Genomic DNA, 16717 nt, shown 5'->3' with positions numbered 1-16717 from the left:
TCAGGTACCACGATCCGCCGACCAGCGAGGACCGGGTTTTCGCGTCGACGAGCGCAACCCGGTGGAGGGCCGTCGCGTCATGTCGGTAGGTTCGGCCGAACCGGCGTGATGGTTCTGGGGTAGGGGGAAACCGTTGTCTGTCGTGGGGTTGGGGCGTGTTCTGGGCGCGGCCGTGGTGCTGCTGGCCGCTCAAGGGTGTACATCCGGCGGCGGGGAGGTGGCCAACCCCGACCTGGCACCCCGGGGCACCACCATGACCACCGCGAAACCCACGCGCCAAGACCTCGGCAACAAGGTGGGCCTCACCGGCGCGGTGACCATGAACCCGATCTTCGGGCTGGTCGCGCCGGTCGGCGGGCAGATCCGCTACTTCGACGTCGCGGAGGCCGAGAGCACGCCCACCACACCGACCCGGGTCGCGAACGTCTGGGCGGACGGCACGCCCAACCAGGTCGTGGTGCCCGCCGGGTCGACGTTCGGCGGGCGGCTGGTCGACGACCGGTCGACCGTCACCGCCGGGATGCCGATCGCCTCCGCCAAGTACGCCGGCTACGGCATCGTCGCCGACATCAACGGCGAGCAGGCCTACCAGATCGCCGACTCCGTGACCGGCGCGGTCCGCGCCCAGATCAAGAACGGCCCGGGGCCGTTCGACTGCTCGCTGCTCGGCACGATCGCCGCGCTGCCGGCGGGCACGGTGCCGCCCCCGCCGCCGCCCCAGCGGGAAGAACCGGACCAGGACGTCGAACGGACACCCGGCCGGGGCGCTCCGCAGACGCCGGAGCAGCCGCGCGACACCTCCGGTCCCACCGGTCTGCGGCTGGTCTGCACCGCGCCCGACGACGTGAAGCTGATCAACGGCGCGACCGCGACCCTGGAGGTCGTCACCGCCACCGCGCCGAACGCCCTGGTCGTCCCGGTCGAGGCGGTCGCGGGCGGGCAGGGCAAGGGGAAGGTCGACGTGCTCGCGGCGGACGGGTCGCGGCAGACCAAGGACGTCGTGCTGGGGCTCACCGACGGCAAGGTGGTCGAGATCAAGGAGGGCCTGACCGGCGAGGAGACGCTCGCCGTGCCCGGACCGGACCTGCCGCGCGGACCGGAGAACGCCGGCCGGCCCGAGGGCGGTTCCCGGTGACGCCGCTGATCCGGCTCTCCGGGATCAGGAAGACGTTGAAGGGCCAGGAAGAGCCGCGCACCATCCTGGACGGCGTCGACCTCACCGTCCACAGTGGAGACAGCGTCGCCATCCTCGGCCGCTCCGGTTCGGGCAAGAGCACGCTGCTGAGCGTGCTCGGCCTGTTCGACCGGCCCGACTCCGGCGAGTACGTGTTGGGGGAGCGGGACATCACCCGCCTCCCGGAGCGCAAGGCCGCCGCGCTGCGCAGCGCCGAGTTCGGCTTCGTGTTCCAGCGGTTCTTCCTGCTCAAGCACCTGACCGCCGCGCAGAACGTGGCGATGGCGCTGGTGAACGGCCAGGGCTGGCTGCCGCGCCGCAAGCGCCGGGCGAAGGTGCTGGCGGCGCTGGAGCGGGTCGGCATCGCCCACCTGGCCAAGCACAAGCCGCCCCGGCTGTCCGGCGGCGAGCAGCAGCGCGTGGCCATCGCCCGCGCCCTCGTGCGCGAGCCCCGCATCCTGCTCGCCGACGAGCCGACCGGCGCGCTGGACACCGAGACCGGCAACCTCGTCGTCGAGGTGCTGCGCGCCACCACCGACCAGGGGTGCGGGCTGGTGCTGGTCACCCACGACCAGGACCACGCGGCGAAGATGGGCCGGGTCCTGACCCTGTCCGGGGGCGTGCTGCACCCGACCGCCGAGCGGGTGGTCGTGTGATGCGCCTGTCCGGGCGGCTGCGGTCGTCCCTGATCATCGGCGGGCAGGGAATCCGGGCCCGCAAGCTGCGCACGTTCCTGTCCATGATCAGCCTGTTCATGGGCGTGCTCGCGATCGTGGCGGTCCAGGCGGGCTCGGAGATCGCGAACCGCGCCCTGCTGGAAGACGCGGAGATGTTCCAGGGCAAGGACGGCACCCGCCAGATGTACCTCAGCCCGGAGAACAACAGCGTGGAGATCGTGCTGGACGTGGTCGCCGGGCGGTCCGACGCGGTTGCCGTCACCAACACGAAGGCGATCATCGGTGAGCCCGGTGTCCAGCCGGTCAACAAGGGCGGCGGACCGATCGACCAGCCCGGCCGCAGCGGTCCGGAGACCTACTGCGACGAGAACGGCTGCCGCGAGGTCCCGGATTCCGACCAGGGCGCGCCGTCCGGCCAGGCGATCGAGTTGCAGCTCACCGGGTTGTCCGGCGACATCCGGGCGTTCCGGCCGTTCCGCCCGGTGTCCGGGCAGTGGCTGGACTTCACCGGAGACCCGTCGCTCGCGCCGCGCCTGGTGCTGAACAAGAAGGCGGCCGAGGCGTTCGACCGCTTCCAGGTGCCGGCCGAGATGCGGCTGACCGGTTCGCCGGTCAACGCGACGCCGCGCTTCATCGGCGTGGTGGACGACGGCGGGTACGTGCCGGTCGCCTACGTGCGGTCCGACGAGCTGGGCAACTGGACGTCGGCCCAGGGCGCGGGCAGCGCGCGGTCGGGCCCCGGTATCCAGGTCATGTTGTCCCCCGGCGCTTCCGAAGTCGAGCACACGTTGCGCGCGCGGCTGGTCGCGGACGGCGCGAAGCCCGAGCAGATCCAGGTCAACGTGATCAACACGTTGGAGCGGATGTCCTACCAGCTCGCGCTGATGCGGTGGATCTTCCTGGGCATGGCCGCGCTGGTGCTGCTGATCGGCGTCGCGGGCATCCTCAACGTCGGCCTGGCCACGGTGGGGGAGCGGATCGAGGAGTTCGCGCTGCGCCGCGCCGTGGGCACGCCCAGGCTGCTGCTGGCGGGCATCGTGCTCGCCGAGACCCTGCTGACCGGTCTGCTCACGGCGGCCGGGGCGATCGGCGTCGGAGTGGTGGCGTTGCAGGTGGCGAGCGGCATGTTCGGTTCGCGGTACCCGTCGCTGCAAGGGGTCGAGTTCCCGTGGCAGGCCGGGGTGGCCGGCGTCGTGGCGGGCCTGGTGGCCGGCGTGCTCGGCGGTCTGGTGCCGGCGATCCGGGCGGCCCGCATCCCGATCGCGACCGTGATGCGGGCCTGAACCCCGCGCGCCGGGCCGTGCCGGAGCCAGACCGGGCACGGCGGGGCAGGCGGACGCGGGCGCGGCGCATGTCCACAGTGGACTGACCGGTGTGGCGCTGCTGTTCGGCATCGGTCCGCGTACGAGCAACGTCGTTCGCGCCCGGTGATCGGCCGAACGCGGCAGCAGACGCCGACATCCCGCTTGGCCCGTCGTCGACCCCCGCACCGGAGATGCCATACCTCCTACCTCCGGAGGTATGGCTCTGCCGGGCGGTGCTGACGGGCTGCGGTGGAAGCGGGCGCGGATGTCCCCAGATTCACCCCAACAGGTAACGGGTGTCCCCTGGCTGGTCGAGACCCTGTATCTCTAGTGCGACAGGGCGCACCTGTTCCAGTAGGGGAGGACCGGTCATGGCCGACTTGGTGCGGTTGCGCGCGAAGCACGCCCGGCGCTTCGACATGTTCGACGCGAACGGCGACGGGGTCGTCCGGCAGCGTGATTTCGCCGGACTGGCCGAACGCCTGGTGCGCCGGTTCCGGGTGCCGCCGGAGTCGATCGGGGCCGAGCGCATCCGGGCGGCCTACGAGATGGTGTGGCTGTTCCTGCTGGCGCACGGCGGTGACGACGGACGGGTGACGAAGGCCCGTTTCCTCGACGCGCTGGGCAGCACCGATCTCGCGTGCCGGATCGGAGCGGCGGACGCCGTGGCGGTGAGGGAGTGCGGCGCGGCGGCGGACGGCGTGGTCGACATCGAGCAAGTCGCGGAGATCATCGTCGTGATGGGTGCCCACCCCGGAGACGCCCCGATGATCCGAGAAGCCCTGAAACGCGACGGCAAACTACTGCCGATCACCTCGGTGACGCGCCTGGTGACGGGCTTCTTCGCAGAAGACACCCCCTCCACCCTGTACGGCCGCTGACCCAAACCCGACCCGGCCGACCTGACTCGGCCCGGCCCTGCCGGACCCGACCGGACCGGATTCGGGCCGGGCCGGGCGGGCAGGGTCAGGCGGTCGGGCCGTCGACTGGTCGGCTCTTCGACTGGTCGGCTGGTCCGCTGGCTGTGCAAGCGGGCAATCGGCTGGTCGATTGGTCGATCTGCCGGCCGGGCAGCCAGCGGTGGTGGCCGTAGCCGTGGTGAGGGTGGCGGCGGTCAGCCAATGCGCAGACCCAGTGCCGCCGCGATGGTCAGGGCCTGTGCCGGTTCGATCCGCGCCCCCGCCAGCGTCACCGAGCTCGGGTCGATGCCGGTCAGGTCCGAGCCTCGCAGGTCGGCTTTGGTGAAGTCCGCGTTGTGCAGCCACGCGTCGGTCAGGTCGACTCCCGCGAACTCCGCGCCCTGGCAGCGCGCGCCGCTCAGGTCCACGTCGTGCATCCGCACGCCGCTGAACGACGCCCGCCGCAGGTCCAGGCCCGGCATGCTGGTGAACGACCAGTCGCCGCCCACCACCTTGAGCAGGTCGTAGGAGCCGCCGTCGAACACGCTGCCGACCAGTTTGCAGTCGGTGAACGTGGCGTCGAAGAACTCGCACCGGACGAACGCGCAGTTCACGAATGCCGCGCCGGTGTGCGTGGACGCGTTGAACTCCACGCCCCGGAACACGCAGCCGGTGAACGTCGCGCCCCGGTCGTCCAGGCCCGCCATGTCGACGTCGACGAACGCGGTCCGCTCGTACCGCTCGCCGGCGATCTCGTTGACCGCCCAGTCCCGGTCGCGCACGGTCTGGTCGGTCTGCGGTGTCGGGATGCTTCGTCTGCGTTCGGCCACCTCTGAACTATCCCAAGTCAGCCGGTCCGGAGCGGACCCCTCCCGCTCGCGGTCGTGGCGTGTCGTCTGCTGGTCGTGGCTGTCCGCTGGTCGTCAGGTGCCATCAGGTGCGTCTGCTGGTCGTCAGGTGTCGTCCGCTGGTCGTCAAATGTCGTCGGGTGTCGTCGGGTATCGCTCGGTGGTCGTTCGATGGTTGCCGGGTGTCGTCGGGTGGCGTTCGGTGATTGCCGGGGGTTGGTCGCGACGATCCATATTCAACGGAGTTCCGGGAACAGCGTTACCGTACGTTTTTCGAGATCATCACCCGATTGAGTGGTCGGTGTGGTCATGGGGCTGTGCGGCGACGGAACAGGAAGGCTGCGCCCAGGACTCCCACGACGGTGAACGACGTGCACCACAGGACCGCCGCCACGCCCGACCCCCCTACCGGGCCGCTCATCATCAGACCGCGCAGCGTCTCGATCACCGGTGTCACGGGCTGGTGCCCGGCCACGCCCCGCAGCACGGCCGGCATCGTCTCCGTCGGCACGAACGCGCTGCTCACGTACGGCAGGAACATCACCACGAACGAGAACGCGCCCGCTGCCTCCGGGGTGCGGACGAGCAGGCCGAAGCACGCCGCGAGCCACGACACGCCCACCATGAACAGCAGCAGCACCCCCGCCACCGCCAGCCACGCGAGCGGCCCGCCGGTCGGCCGGAAGCCGATCAGCAGCGCCACCGCCAGCACCAGCGACGTCGACACGACGTTCCGCGCCACGCTCGCCACCACGTGCCCGACCAGCACCGCCGACCCGGCGATCGGCAACGACCGGAACCGGTCGATCACGCCCGTGGTCATGTCCTGGTTCACGCCGACCGCCGTGCCGGCCGCGCCGTAACCCGCGCACAGCAGGATGATCCCGGGCACCACGTAGTCGACGTACTGCCCGCCCACGGCGATCGCGCCGCCGAACACGTAGACGAACAGCAGCAGGATCACCACGGGCAGGATCACCGCCACCAGCAGCGCGTCCACGCTGCGCAGGCTGTGCCGCAACCCCCGTCCGATGAACGTCGTCGAATCACGCAGCACCGCGCACCTCCGGTCCGGTCAGCGAGAGGAACACCTCGTCGAGCGTCGGCCGGTGCAGTTCCAGCCGGTCCACCGGCACACCGCGCCGGTCCAGCAGGTCCAGCACCTCGCGCACGTGCCGCGCGCTGCCGTCGCCGGGCACCCGCAGGCTGAGCTTCTCCCCGTCCGGCACGCCGTCGAGGGCGGCGGACGCGTCCGCCAGCGCGGCCCGGTCGGGCAGGAACAGTTCGACGGTCGCGGCCCCGGCCCGGTCCTTGAGCTCGGCGGCGGTGCCCTCGGCGACGATCTCGCCGCCGTGCAGCACGGCGATCCGGTCGGCCAGCCGGTCGGCCTCCTCCAGGTACTGGGTGGTGAGCAGGACCGTCACGCCGGACCGGGCCAGGTCCGCGACGGCCGACCACACCTCGCGCCGGCTGCGCGGGTCCAGCCCGGTCGTCGGCTCGTCGAGGAACAGCACCTGCGGGCGGGTGACCAGGCTCGCCGCCAGGTCCAGGCGACGGCGCATCCCGCCCGAGTAGGTCGCCGCCCGGCGGTCGGCCGCGTCCGCCAGGTCGAACCGGTCGAGCAGTTCCGCCGTCCGCTCCCGGGCCGCGCGCCGGTCCAGGCGGCGCAGCCGGGCCATCATCGCCAGGTTCTCCCGCCCGGTCAGCAGCTCGTCCACGGCGGCGTACTGGCCGGTCAGGCTAATCGCGGCGCGCACCCGCTCCGGTTCGGCGACGACGTCGTGCCCGGCGACGCGGGCCGTGCCGCCGTCGGGTCCGAGCAGGGTGGCCAGCACGCGCACGGCGGTGGTCTTGCCCGCCCCGTTCGGGCCGAGCAGCGCGAACACCTCACCGCGCCGCACGCCCAGGTCGAGCCCCTTGAGCACGGCGTGCCGCCCGAACGACTTGCGCAGGCCCACCGCCTCGACTGTGTATGTCATAAACTCAGTGTATGTCATACACACGACTAGGCTGCAAGTCGGCGACGAGCGCGGATGCGAGGACATGGACGACTCGGTGTGGGAACGGCTGGGCAAGGAACCCCGGCAGGGGCTGAGCGCCCGGCGCATCGTGCGGGCCGCGATCGAGCTGGCCGACGCGGACGGGCTCGCCGCCGTGTCGATGGCCCGCGTCGCGGAACGCCTGGGCTTCACGACGATGTCCCTCTACCGGCACGTGCGGAGCAAGGACGAGCTGCTCCTCCTGGTGGTCGACACCCTCGCCGAACCGCCCGCGTCCCTCGCCGAGCCGTTCGACGGGTGGCGCGCGGGCATGGAGCGGTGGTGCCGCGAGCACCTGACCGTCCTGCGCCGGCACCCGTGGGTGCTCCAGATCCAGGCGTTGACGCCCCCGAACACCCCCAACCAGCTCGCCTGGATGGACCACGGCCTGCGGGTGCTGGAGGACACCCCGCTGCCGGCCGACGACCGGATGTCGGTCTTGTTGCTGTGCACGGGTTTCGTGGTGGGTCAGGCCCGGTTCGCGACCGAGGTGTCCGCCGAGGCCGAGCGGGCCTACGGCGTCGAGCTGGCCCGATCGGTGGACGCCGAGCGCTACCCCGCGTTGCGCCGGGTCGTGGACGCGGGCACGTTCGGAGCGGGCGGCGTGGACGAGGAGCACGACTTCACGTTCGGCCTCGCCCGCCTGATGGACGGCGTGGAGCAGTTGGTGCGGCAGCAGGTCTGATCGGGACCGGAGCGCCGCTCACCCGCCAGGTACAGGACTGGTCGACCAGTCACTCGCGTGTTCCGCGAAACGGCCGAACCCGGCGTCGGCTGTTCGGGTCAGTGGTGGCGGATGCCCGCCGAGAGGGTGCGGGCCCACGGCGCGTCCACGCCCGACGCGTCGACCGCCACCACCAGGTGGCACAGCATCCCCCGCGCGAAGAACTGCCGCACCTGCTCCTCGCCCGCGCCGGACACGCCCCGCACGTACTCGACGGTCCTGGCGTACCCGCGTCGCAGGAGCTCGCGCACGGCGGGCTCGGAGATCGCCGCGCACTGGGCGTGCATCTGCACCAGCAGCAGGGCGTTGTCCTCGGCGATCAGCCTGGTGTAGACCTCGCCCATGGCGTGCAGCACCACTTCGGGCGCACTGCCCTCGGCTCGCGCGACGCCCTCGCCCAGGCTCTCCCGAATCCGGGTGAAGCACCGCTCCACCACGGCCAGGAACAACGCCGCCTTGTCGGGGAACAGCCGGTACACGTACGCCTGGGAGATGCCCGCCGCCTTGGCCACCTCACCGGTCGTGGTGCCGTAGTAGCCCTTGGCCCCGAACGCGCCGAGCGCGGTCCGCAGCACGGTTTCCCGGCGCTCGTCGGCGGTGGACAGGCGGCGTTCCGCAGGCGGCATCGGACTAACCAAACACTCACACTTCGCGGTGTCAAGTTCGGGGATCGCTGGTCGCGTCCCACTCGATCGGATGCCTAGGGTGCCCGCATGTCACGTCGCTGGGTGCCCTGGGTGGCCGTGCTGACCGTCGCTCTCGCCGCCTGCGGCACCCCGTCCCCGGCGGCGGCTCCGTCCACGACCGTCTCCACCGTCACGACCACCGTGACCACCGCCGTGACGAAGGCCGTCCCCACCACTCTCGCCGCCACGACCACCACCACGGCGACCACGACCACGACCACTCGCCCGAAGCCCGCGCCGGCGGGCAACCCGGCCGGCACGGCGGTCGTGCCGGCCGAGGCCGGACCCGAGGACGTCCGCCGGCCCACCACGGTGATCGGCACCGGGACGCCCGCCGGGTGCACGTCCCAGGCCGTGGTGGCGGCCGTCGCGGCGGGTGGGGTGATCACGTTCGACTGCGGCCCCGAGCCGGTCACCATCACAATGGCCACGACCGCCAAGGTGCGCAACGACGGCCCCCGCGAGGTGGTGGTCGACGGCGGTGGCCTGGTCACGCTCAGCGGCGGCGGCCGGCGGCGCATCCTCTACCAGAACACCTGCGACGCGGCGCTGGGCATCACCACCGCGCACTGCCAGGACCAGGACCACCCCCGGCTGAGCCTCCAGAACCTCACCCTCGCGGACGGCGACGCGACCGGCGACGCGGTCGAGGGCGGCGGGGGCGGCGCGGTGTTCGTGCGCGGCGGGCGGGTGAAGGTGGTCGACTCCCGCTTCCGGGGCAACCGGTGCGACCAGTCGGGCCCCGACCTCGGCGGCGCGGCCCTGCGGGTGCTCGGTCAGCACGGCGGGCACCCGGTGTACGTCACCGGCAGCACGTTCAGCGGCGGGGTGTGCGCGAACGGTGGAGCGGTGAGCAGCATCGGCGTGTCGTGGGTGATCCTCAACAGCGTGTTGAGCGGCAACTCGGCGGTCGGTCGGGGCGCGAACCCGGCTCGGGCGGGCACGCCCGGCGGGGGCAGCGGAGGGGCGGTCTACGTCGACGGCAACCGGTTCACCCTCCGGATCGCGGGCTCGGTGGTCGAGGACAACCGGGCGAGCGAGGGCGGCGGGGCGGTGTTCTTCGTCAGCAACGACCGCAGCGGCACGATGTCCGTCGAATCCTCGTCGCTGCGGCGCAACCCGAGTGCCGGCTTCGAGACTCCCGGCTACCCGGGAATCTTCTTCCTGGGCGCGGTAAATCCGACTGTGAGTGGTTCAACCATTCAGTAACAGCGGGGAAACAGCCGGAACGCCGGAAGAAATCCCGTCGTTCGTCGGATTGTGAGCGGGGCTTCCGGGTGCGCATCATGAGCCGCCGGCGCTGCGCCGGAGCACCATCCCTGTGACTCGACGCCCGGCCACCCTGCACCGCACCACCCGGCCGGGCGCGGGAAGGAACGACTGTGCGTCACACCGCGCGAAAGGCGCTTGCCCTTGCCGTGGGCATCGCCGCGACCCTGGCCGCGTTCGGCGGCCAAGCCCACTCCGCTCCACCACCGCCGGACCCCGGCGGCGTCACCCCGCAGGTCGTCGGCGGCACGCAGGCCGCCAAGGGCGAGTTCCCGTGGATGGTCAGATTGTCCATGGGCTGCGGCGGCGCGATGTACTCCGAGCAGCTCGTGCTGACCGCCGCGCACTGCGTCAACAGCACCGGCAACAACACCGGCATCACCGCGACCTACGGCGTGGCGGACCTCCAGGACGCGTCGGCGGTCAGGCGGACCTCGACCTACGTCCACCGGTCGCCCACGTACCCGACGTCGACCGGTGGCGACTGGGCGCTGATCAAGCTCTCCAGCCCCATCGCCGGCGCGGCCCTGCTGCCGATCGCCACGACGACCGCCGACAACTCCGGCGTGTTCACCGTCGCGGGCTGGGGTGCCACCCGCGAAGGCGGTGCTCAGTCGCGATACCTGATGAAGGCCCAGGTGGACTTCATCGCCGACACCACCTGCAAGAACGCCGACCCGTACTACCGCAACCTCAAGCCGGCCGCCGAGATCTGCGCGGGCGACCTGGCCCGGGGCGGCATCGACACCTGCCAGGGCGACTCCGGTGGCCCGATGTTCCGCCGGAGCGGTGCGGGCGCGTGGGTCCAGGTCGGCATCGTCAGCCACGGCAACGGGTGCGCGCGGGCCAACAACCCGGGCGTCTACACGGAGGTGAGCACGTTCGCGGCGGCCATCAAGGCGGCGGCGGACAACCTCGGCGGCACCCCGAACCCGCCCGGCAAGACGTTCGAGAACGCGGACGACGTCACCATCCCGGACGCGGGCGCGGGCGTGTTCAGCGACGTGACGGTCAGCGGTGTCACCGGCAACGCCCCGACGGCGCTGAAGGTCACCGTCGACATCAAGCACTCCTACAGCGGTGACGTCGTGCTCGACCTGGTCGCGCCGGACGGCTCGACCTACCGACTGAAGAACGCCGGCAACTCCAGCACGCCGAACATCACCACGACGTACACGGTCAACGCGTCGTCCGAGGTCGCCAACGGCAAGTGGCGGCTGAAGGCGCAGGACGTGTACGCGCAGGACACCGGCTACATCGACCTCTGGAAGCTCACCTTCTAAGTCCGCCGGAGGTTCACGCGCACGTGACGGGGCCCGCTGCGAGGGTGGGTCCCGTCGTGCGTGCGCAGGTGGTGTTCACGCCCGGACCGGCGCGCGGTCGGGGCACCTATGAGGCCGGTTTTTCACTTGGCGCGCAACAACTTCCAGCCGACCAGTGCGCAGCCGACCAGCATCAGCGCGCCGTGCGCCATGCGGGCGGCGGGCGGTGTGAAGAACTGCGGCAGGAACAGCGCGAACGCCACGGCATAGGGGATGGCGAGCGTTTTCAACTCCGTGGCGGCCATGATCGCGCCCGCCCCGAGCAGCAGCAGGCCGACGGCGAACATCGTGATGGCGGCCGGGTGGTAGCGGACCGCGTCGACCATCTCCAGCAGCGCGGGGTCCGGGTCGCGCGCGGCCCGCGAGCCGATGGCGTGCAACCCGAAGACCTCCGCGCCGTAGTAGGGCAGCGTCAGCCCCGCGCCGATCGCGGTGACCAGGGCGGCCCGGCGGACCGGGAGCGCGGCGGCGACCAGGATGAAGCCCGCCACGGCGAACAAGTGGGACGTGATCCACGCGGTGGTGCCCATCGCCGCGAGGCCCTGGACGGTCTTCTCGTCCGAGTACGGCCGGAGCACCGGGTACAGCAGGAAGAACACCCCGGCGAGTCCGAACGCGCCTGCCCTGAGCCTGTCCATCGACGCCTCCGTGAGCGCTAGTCGTTTTAGAGAGCACCGCTCTCGACGGCCATGGTGGTGGCTCCGGCCGGGCACTGTCAAGAGCGGTGCTCTCTCTTGTTGCACCTGCTCTCTCGGTCGGCCATCATCGACGCCATGACGGCGACACCCAGGCAGCGCGCGCGGGCGCAGACGATCGAGGACGTCAAGCGGATCGCCCGGGAGCAGCTCGCCCGGGAGGGCAGCGCGGCCCTGTCGCTGCGCGCCATCGCCCGTGAACTGGGGATCGTGTCCTCGGCGGTGTACCGGTACGTACCCAGCCGCGACGAGCTGCTGACGATGCTGATCATCGACGCCTACAACTCGCTCGGCGACGCCGTGGCGGCGGCCGAGGCCGCGTGCCCGCGCGCGGACCTCGCCGGCCGGTGGCGGGCGATCGGCGTGGCGGTCCGGACGTGGTCGGTGACCCGCCCGTCGGAGTACGCGCTCGTCTACGGCAGCCCGGTGCCCGGCTACCACGCGCCGGTGGAGCGCACCGGCGAGCCGGGGACGCGGGTGTCGATGCTGGTGATGGCCCTGCTGGCGGACATCCAGCGCGACCGCCCGCAGGTCGCGGTGGCCGGGCCGCTGGGCGGCGACTTCGCCGTGCTGCGGGACTTCCTCGGGCTGGCCATCGGTGACGACCTGCTCGCGCGCGGGTTCCTGGCGTTCTCGGCGCTGTTCGGCGTGATCAGCTTCGAGCTGCACGGCCAGTACGTGGGCAGCCTGACCGACTACGAGGCCCACTTCACCCACCAGTTGGACTCCCTGGCCGTGCTGCTGGGCGTGTGACCGCAGCCGGTGGCACACCCAGCGGCTGGGCGCGCGGTTTCCGCCGGGGTGTACCGGGCACCACACCGCCTCTGCGACAGAGAGTCGCCGGAAAGTAGACACGTTCGGGGTAATCATGTAGCCCGATAAGGGGGTGAATCCGCACTCGGGCGGCCCAATGGGCCTGCGCATCCGCCGAGGGCGGTGACGTGTCACCTGACAGCCTGGCTTTTTGTAGCACACGGATGAATGACCTTGTTGACAGAACCCCTCCGTCACTACCTTTCGTAAGCGATGAATTCGCGGATCTGTGGAATTCACTCCAGGTGGTGAGAGGACCGCAATGAACGTGTACACCACAGGTCTGTTGTGGGTCGGTGGCGCGGCCGTGGTCGCGGCCCTGCTCGCGTACCTGATCCGCAAGTACGGACCCGTGGAGGGGCGCTCGGCCAACAACGAGGCCGCCGGGCAGGTGTTCACGATCGTGGGCGGCCTGCACGCGGTCCTCATCGCGTTCGTGCTGATCGCCCTGTTCGACGCGGTCGGCTCGGCCGGTGATTCGACGTACCGGGAAGCCGACGGGCTCGTCGCGGCCACCTGGGCGGCCGACGCGCTGTCCCCGGAGACCGGCGACGAGGTGCGGCGGCTGTCCCGCGACTACGCGAAGACGGTGATCGACGAGGAGTGGCCGAAGCTCGCGGACGGCCAGGACTTCGAGTCCGAGGGCTGGAGCCAGCTCGACCAGATCCGCCAGGTGGTGGCCGCCGCGCCCGCCGACGACGAGTGGGAGATCGACCGCAAGAAGGAAGCCGCATCGCAGTTGTGGCAGGTGTACCAGGCCCGGCAGCAGAGGCTGGACGCGGCGGGCGGCGGCGTGAGCTCCGTGGTGTGGTTCGTGCTGGTGATGGGGTCCGTGCTGGTCGTCGGCCTGCCGCTGCTGTTCGGCGGTCCGCTGATGCGCACCCACGTGCTCATCGTCGCCACCCTGGCCGCGACCATCACGATGCTGCTCTACGCGACCTACCAGCTCCAGAACCCCTACGGCGGCGGCGCGGAACTCGCCCCGGACGCGTTCACGATGGCCGTGGAGAGACTCGGATGATCGAGGAGCTGGCCCTGGCGGTCTGCTCGGCCATCCAGGTCGAGGCGGACCACCACGGGCCGTCCGAGGTCTACCTGGTCGACCTGTCGTCGGGCGCGGTGCGCGGACTGGGCGCGCTCGACGTGCGGCTCAACGCGATCGGCTACTCCGCGCCCCAGGACCGGGTGTACGGCCTGGACGACGACGGCCGGGTGGTCGTGCTGGACCGCGAGGGCCGGCGACTGGACGTGCCGTCGCGGCCCTCGCACCTGCTCCGGCACGCGACCGCCGGCGCGGTGGTCGGCGAGCGGCTGGTGGTGCGGGTCGCCAACCTGCTGCTGTCGGTGGACGTGGACCCGACCAGCGCCCGGTACCTGGAGGTCGTGCACAGGACGTGGCTGTGGGCGGTGCCCGAAGCGATCACCGTGGACGACTTCGACGTGAACCCGGCGGACGGCCTGCTCTACGGCGTGGCGACGTTTCCGCACGGCCACGCGTCCGTGGTGACGCTGGACCCGACGACGGGCGAGGTGCGCAGGGTGCCCGGCGCGGGCCGGCTGCCCAAGGGCGAGGCGTACGGCGCGGTGGTCTTCGGCCGCGACGGCGCGCTGTACGCGACCAACAACCTCGGAGGCGGCCACAGCACGCTGCACCGGGTCGCGCTGGACGGTTCGGGCGCGGTGTCGAAGATCGTGGTGCGACCCGCCGTGCACACCCTCGACGCGGCGGGCTGCCTGTCCGTGCCACCGGTCGTGGACCCGCCCGACCCCGAACCCACGCCTGGACCCACGCCTGGACCCACGCCGGAGCCGACTCCGGAACCCACGCCCGAACCGACTCCCGAGCCGACGCCGGAACCCACCCCGGAGCCGACTCCGGAACCGACGCCCGAGCCCACTCCGGAGCCGACGACACCGCCGCGTCCGCCCGGCGTGCCGCAGGTCCCGGTGGTGCCACCGGTCCCGGGCGCACCGATCGCGCCCCCACCGCCCGCCCCGCCGGTCCCGGAAGAGCCGGTGGTCGCCCCGACCCCACCGGCGGTCACCCCGTCCCCGACGAGGGCGAAGATCCGCGTCGCCGAGGTGCGCGCCGAGCCGTCGACCTCCGGGGTCAACCGCGCCGTCCGCGACCAACGTCGCTGGGGCCTGGTGGCGTTGCTCCTGATCCTGGGCGCGGGAGCACTGGCCCGTCAGCACGCGCGGAACCGCTAGGCGTGCTGCCCCGGGACCGGGTCCCCGATGCCCGCCGTCCCTCGCCGTCGCGCCGACCGGGATGTGCCGGTTGACGGAGCGCGCGGCGTCGTGAGCGCGGGTGGGCGGCGGTCAGGGCGCGTACTGGTCGACCGCGTCCGGGTCGCTGCCCACACCGTGCAGGACGGCGTCGAGCAGGCCGGGGAAGCGGGCGTCCAGGTCGTCGCGGCGCAGTGAGAGCAGGTGGGCCCGCCCGGAGGGGCGCTGCCAGATCACGCCCGCGTCGCGCAGCACCCGCCAGTGGTGGGTGAGCGTGGACTTGGAGATCTCCTTGCTCAGCACCGTTCCGCACGGGTGCTCCCCGCCGTCCGCGAGCACGCGGACCACGGCCAGGCGCATCGGGTTGCCCAGCGCCGTCAGCACGTTCTCCAGCTTGATCCGGTCCCGGTCGGGGTGGTGGCCGATCACCCGACCCAGTGTACGTCAGTACGGGAGTTGTCGTACGATCCGACCGTACGTAAATAGTCGTACTGTCGAATCAAAGGACGTCCCGTGGTGGAACACCGGAAGCCGGGCCTCAGCCTCGCGCTGCTCGCCCTGGCTCAGTTGATCTTCGCGCTCGACCTCAACATCGTGTTCGTCGCGCTGCCCGACATCAGCGCGGAACTGGGCTTCACCAGTCAGAACCAGCAGTGGGTGGTCAGCGCCTACGTGGTGGTGGCCGGCGGCTTCCTGCTGCTCGGCGGCCGGGCCGCGGACCTGCTCGGCCGCCGCCGGATGTTCGTGCTGGCCCTCGTCGTCTACGCGGTGTCGTCGCTCGCCGGCGGGCTGGCGACCAGCCCCGGGGTGATCATCGCGGCCCGCGCCGTGCAGGGCCTGGGCGGCGCGCTGCTGCTGCCGTCCACCCTGGCGCTGCTCAACACCCTGTTCGAGGAAGGCCCGCGGCGCAACCGCGCGCTGGCCGTGTGGGGCGGCGCGGGTGCCAGCGGGTTGACCGTCGGCGCACTGCTCGGCGGTGTGCTGACGGAGAGTTTCGGGTGGCCCGCGGTGTTCTTCGTGAACGTGCCGCTCGCGGGCCTGGTCGCGCTCGCCGCGTTGGCGGTCATCCCGGCCGACGGTCGGAGCGGCGTGCGCCGGCGGTTCGACCTCCCCGGCGCGCTGACCGTGACCGGTGGTGCGACGCTGCTGGTCTTCGTCCTGGTGCAGGGCCCGGAAGCCGGGTGGACCTCGTCGACCGTCGTGCTCGCGGCCGTGCTCGCGGTGGCGCTGCTGGCCGCGTTCGCGGTGATCGAGACGCGCAGCGCCGACCCGTTGATGCCGCCCCGCCTGCTGCGCAACCGGAGTCTCGTCGTGGCCGTGGCGGTGACCGCCATCTTCATGGGCACGTTCGGCGCGCTGCCGTACTTCCTGACCGTGCTGTTGCAGGACGTCCACCGGTTCTCCGCGCTGGAGGCCGGGCTGGCCTTCCTGGTGCCGTCGCTGGCGATCGCGGCCGGCACCCAGGTCGGTGAGCGCGCGGCGACCCGGCTCGGCACCCGGACCACGTTGATCACCGGGTTCGCGATCGGTGTCGTGGGCACCGCCGGCCTGGTGTTCGGGTTCGACGCCGAGCGCACGTTCCTCGCCGCCGTCCCGGGGCTGGTGGTCTCGGGGGTGGGGCAGGGGATCGTGTGGACGGCGATGTGGATCGCGGCCTCGGCCGGGGTCGCGGCGCACGAGCAGGGCGTCGCGTCCGGCCTGGCGTCGACCGCGCTGAACCTGGGCAACGCGGTCGGGCTCGCGGTGCTGATCGCCGTTGCCAACACCGGGGTTCCCGAGGGCGCGGGCGCGCGCGAGGCCATCGCCGGGGGCGGTGCGATCGCGGTGTTGCTGACGGCGGTGGGGATGGTGGTGGGGCTCGGCGCGGTGTTCGCGCTGCCGCGCAGGGCACCCGTGGTGGAGCAGGCCCCCGCGCTGGTGTGAGGCGGTCCGTGCCGGCCGGCGTCGTCCGGCACACCCACCCGGTGTCCTCCGAAGGGCGGAGATCCGCCACGACCATCGGCCGACTCGCCGAACCCTTGCCCGGCCCTAGTTTCCC

At 71.9% G+C, this 16717-nt stretch carries 17 protein-coding genes; 11 read left to right on the top strand and 6 right to left on the bottom strand.

What is annotated here, in order from left to right; all coding sequences use genetic code 11:
- Positions 1–142 precede the first annotated feature (142 nt).
- The 4 genes from AB0G01_RS21410 to AB0G01_RS21395 all read left to right on the top strand — a co-directional run bounded on the left by AB0G01_RS21410 (position 143) and on the right by AB0G01_RS21395 (position 4036).
- Entirely contained in the window at positions 143–1135 is a 993-nt protein-coding gene (locus AB0G01_RS21410; protein WP_360948055.1) for an efflux RND transporter periplasmic adaptor subunit, read from the top strand.
- Positions 1132–1830, top strand: a complete 699-nt coding sequence (locus AB0G01_RS21405) for an ABC transporter ATP-binding protein (protein ID WP_360948053.1) — start codon at positions 1132–1134, stop codon at positions 1828–1830. Before AB0G01_RS21410 ends, AB0G01_RS21405 begins: the two co-directional genes overlap by 4 nt.
- Positions 1830–3134 carry an ABC transporter permease gene (locus tag AB0G01_RS21400; protein WP_360948051.1) on the top strand — a complete coding sequence of 435 codons (1305 nt, stop codon included), beginning with the start codon at positions 1830–1832 and terminating at the stop codon, positions 3132–3134. The genes AB0G01_RS21405 and AB0G01_RS21400 overlap by 1 nt, the downstream gene beginning before the upstream one ends.
- Before the next feature lie 392 nt (positions 3135–3526).
- On the top strand, positions 3527–4036 hold the full coding sequence (locus tag AB0G01_RS21395; protein WP_360948049.1) for a hypothetical protein: 510 nt from the start codon (positions 3527–3529) through the stop codon (positions 4034–4036).
- A 233-nt stretch (positions 4037–4269) separates the two neighbouring features.
- On the opposite strand, the gene AB0G01_RS21390 is transcribed toward AB0G01_RS21395, so the two are convergent.
- The 3 genes from AB0G01_RS21390 to AB0G01_RS21380 form a co-directional block, all read right to left on the bottom strand.
- Positions 4270–4884, bottom strand: coding sequence for a pentapeptide repeat-containing protein (locus tag AB0G01_RS21390; protein ID WP_360948047.1), 615 nt, complete (start codon positions 4882–4884; stop codon positions 4270–4272).
- 325 nt (positions 4885–5209) lie between these two features.
- Entirely contained in the window at positions 5210–5959 is a 750-nt protein-coding gene (locus tag AB0G01_RS21385) for an ABC transporter permease (RefSeq protein ID WP_360948045.1), read from the bottom strand.
- Positions 5949–6881: an ATP-binding cassette domain-containing protein gene (locus AB0G01_RS21380; RefSeq protein WP_360948043.1), complete on the bottom strand. Its 933-nt coding sequence runs from the start codon at positions 6879–6881 to the stop codon at positions 5949–5951. The genes AB0G01_RS21385 and AB0G01_RS21380 overlap by 11 nt, the downstream gene beginning before the upstream one ends.
- 64 nt (positions 6882–6945) lie before the next feature.
- Here AB0G01_RS21380 and AB0G01_RS21375 point away from each other — a divergent pair, with 64 nt between their 5' ends.
- Complete coding sequence (locus AB0G01_RS21375; protein ID WP_360948041.1) at positions 6946–7626, top strand: TetR/AcrR family transcriptional regulator; 681 nt, start codon at positions 6946–6948, stop codon at positions 7624–7626.
- Between the two features lie 98 nt (positions 7627–7724).
- Here the strand turns inward: AB0G01_RS21375 and AB0G01_RS21370 are convergent, their stop codons facing one another.
- Complete coding sequence (locus AB0G01_RS21370) at positions 7725–8291, bottom strand: TetR/AcrR family transcriptional regulator (RefSeq protein WP_360948039.1); 567 nt, start codon at positions 8289–8291, stop codon at positions 7725–7727.
- Between the two features lie 87 nt (positions 8292–8378).
- Between AB0G01_RS21370 and AB0G01_RS21365 the strand changes: the two genes are divergently transcribed.
- Both AB0G01_RS21365 and AB0G01_RS21360 read left to right on the top strand, forming a co-directional pair.
- Entirely contained in the window at positions 8379–9560 is a 1182-nt protein-coding gene (locus tag AB0G01_RS21365; protein WP_360948037.1) for a hypothetical protein, read from the top strand.
- Positions 9561–9769: 209 nt separating this feature from the next.
- Positions 9770–10903, top strand: a complete 1134-nt coding sequence (locus AB0G01_RS21360) for a trypsin-like serine protease (RefSeq protein ID WP_360948035.1) — start codon at positions 9770–9772, stop codon at positions 10901–10903.
- A gap of 122 nt (positions 10904–11025) precedes the next feature.
- Here the strand turns inward: AB0G01_RS21360 and AB0G01_RS21355 are convergent, their stop codons facing one another.
- Complete coding sequence (locus AB0G01_RS21355) at positions 11026–11580, bottom strand: hypothetical protein (protein WP_360948033.1); 555 nt, start codon at positions 11578–11580, stop codon at positions 11026–11028.
- Between the two features lie 135 nt (positions 11581–11715).
- Here AB0G01_RS21355 and AB0G01_RS21350 point away from each other — a divergent pair, with 135 nt between their 5' ends.
- The 3 genes from AB0G01_RS21350 (at position 11716) to AB0G01_RS21340 (ending at position 14661) form a co-directional block, all read left to right on the top strand.
- Entirely contained in the window at positions 11716–12390 is a 675-nt protein-coding gene (locus tag AB0G01_RS21350; protein WP_360948031.1) for a TetR/AcrR family transcriptional regulator, read from the top strand.
- Between the two features lie 322 nt (positions 12391–12712).
- A complete protein-coding gene (locus AB0G01_RS21345; RefSeq protein WP_360948029.1) occupies positions 12713–13471 on the top strand; it encodes a hypothetical protein in 759 nt (252 codons plus the stop codon).
- Complete coding sequence (locus AB0G01_RS21340) at positions 13468–14661, top strand: hypothetical protein (RefSeq protein WP_360948027.1); 1194 nt, start codon at positions 13468–13470, stop codon at positions 14659–14661. The genes AB0G01_RS21345 and AB0G01_RS21340 overlap by 4 nt, the downstream gene beginning before the upstream one ends.
- 111 nt (positions 14662–14772) lie before the next feature.
- Here AB0G01_RS21340 and AB0G01_RS21335 read toward each other — a convergent pair whose 3' ends face one another.
- Entirely contained in the window at positions 14773–15108 is a 336-nt protein-coding gene (locus AB0G01_RS21335) for a helix-turn-helix transcriptional regulator (RefSeq protein ID WP_360948025.1), read from the bottom strand.
- Between the two features lie 84 nt (positions 15109–15192).
- Here AB0G01_RS21335 and AB0G01_RS21330 point away from each other — a divergent pair, with 84 nt between their 5' ends.
- A complete protein-coding gene (locus AB0G01_RS21330; RefSeq protein ID WP_360948023.1) occupies positions 15193–16602 on the top strand; it encodes an MFS transporter in 1410 nt (469 codons plus the stop codon).
- The last annotated feature ends 115 nt before the right edge of the window (positions 16603–16717 follow it).

Source organism: Actinosynnema sp. NPDC023587 (assembly GCF_040640215.1).
Taxonomy (GTDB): Bacteria; Actinomycetota; Actinomycetes; order Mycobacteriales; family Pseudonocardiaceae; genus Actinosynnema.
This window is presented reverse-complemented; position numbering and strand designations above follow the sequence as displayed.

Bases quoted from the DNA above. Each gene is read 5' to 3' on its own strand.
- AB0G01_RS21400 (WP_360948051.1), top strand. From the start codon at position 1,830: ATGCGCCTGTCCGGGCGGCTGCGGTCGTCCCTGATCATCGGCGGGCAG.
- AB0G01_RS21395 (WP_360948049.1), top strand. From the start codon at position 3,527: ATGGCCGACTTGGTGCGGTTGCGCGCGAAGCACGCCCGGCGCTTCGAC.
- AB0G01_RS21380 (WP_360948043.1), bottom strand. From the start codon at position 6,881: ATGACATACACAGTCGAGGCGGTGGGCCTGCGCAAGTCGTTCGGGCGG.
- AB0G01_RS21375 (WP_360948041.1), top strand. From the start codon at position 6,946: ATGGACGACTCGGTGTGGGAACGGCTGGGCAAGGAACCCCGGCAGGGG.
- AB0G01_RS21370 (WP_360948039.1), bottom strand. From the start codon at position 8,291: ATGCCGCCTGCGGAACGCCGCCTGTCCACCGCCGACGAGCGCCGGGAA.
- AB0G01_RS21365 (WP_360948037.1), top strand. From the start codon at position 8,379: ATGTCACGTCGCTGGGTGCCCTGGGTGGCCGTGCTGACCGTCGCTCTC.
- AB0G01_RS21355 (WP_360948033.1), bottom strand. From the start codon at position 11,580: ATGGACAGGCTCAGGGCAGGCGCGTTCGGACTCGCCGGGGTGTTCTTC.
- AB0G01_RS21350 (WP_360948031.1), top strand. From the start codon at position 11,716: ATGACGGCGACACCCAGGCAGCGCGCGCGGGCGCAGACGATCGAGGAC.
- AB0G01_RS21345 (WP_360948029.1), top strand. From the start codon at position 12,713: ATGAACGTGTACACCACAGGTCTGTTGTGGGTCGGTGGCGCGGCCGTG.
- AB0G01_RS21340 (WP_360948027.1), top strand. From the start codon at position 13,468: ATGATCGAGGAGCTGGCCCTGGCGGTCTGCTCGGCCATCCAGGTCGAG.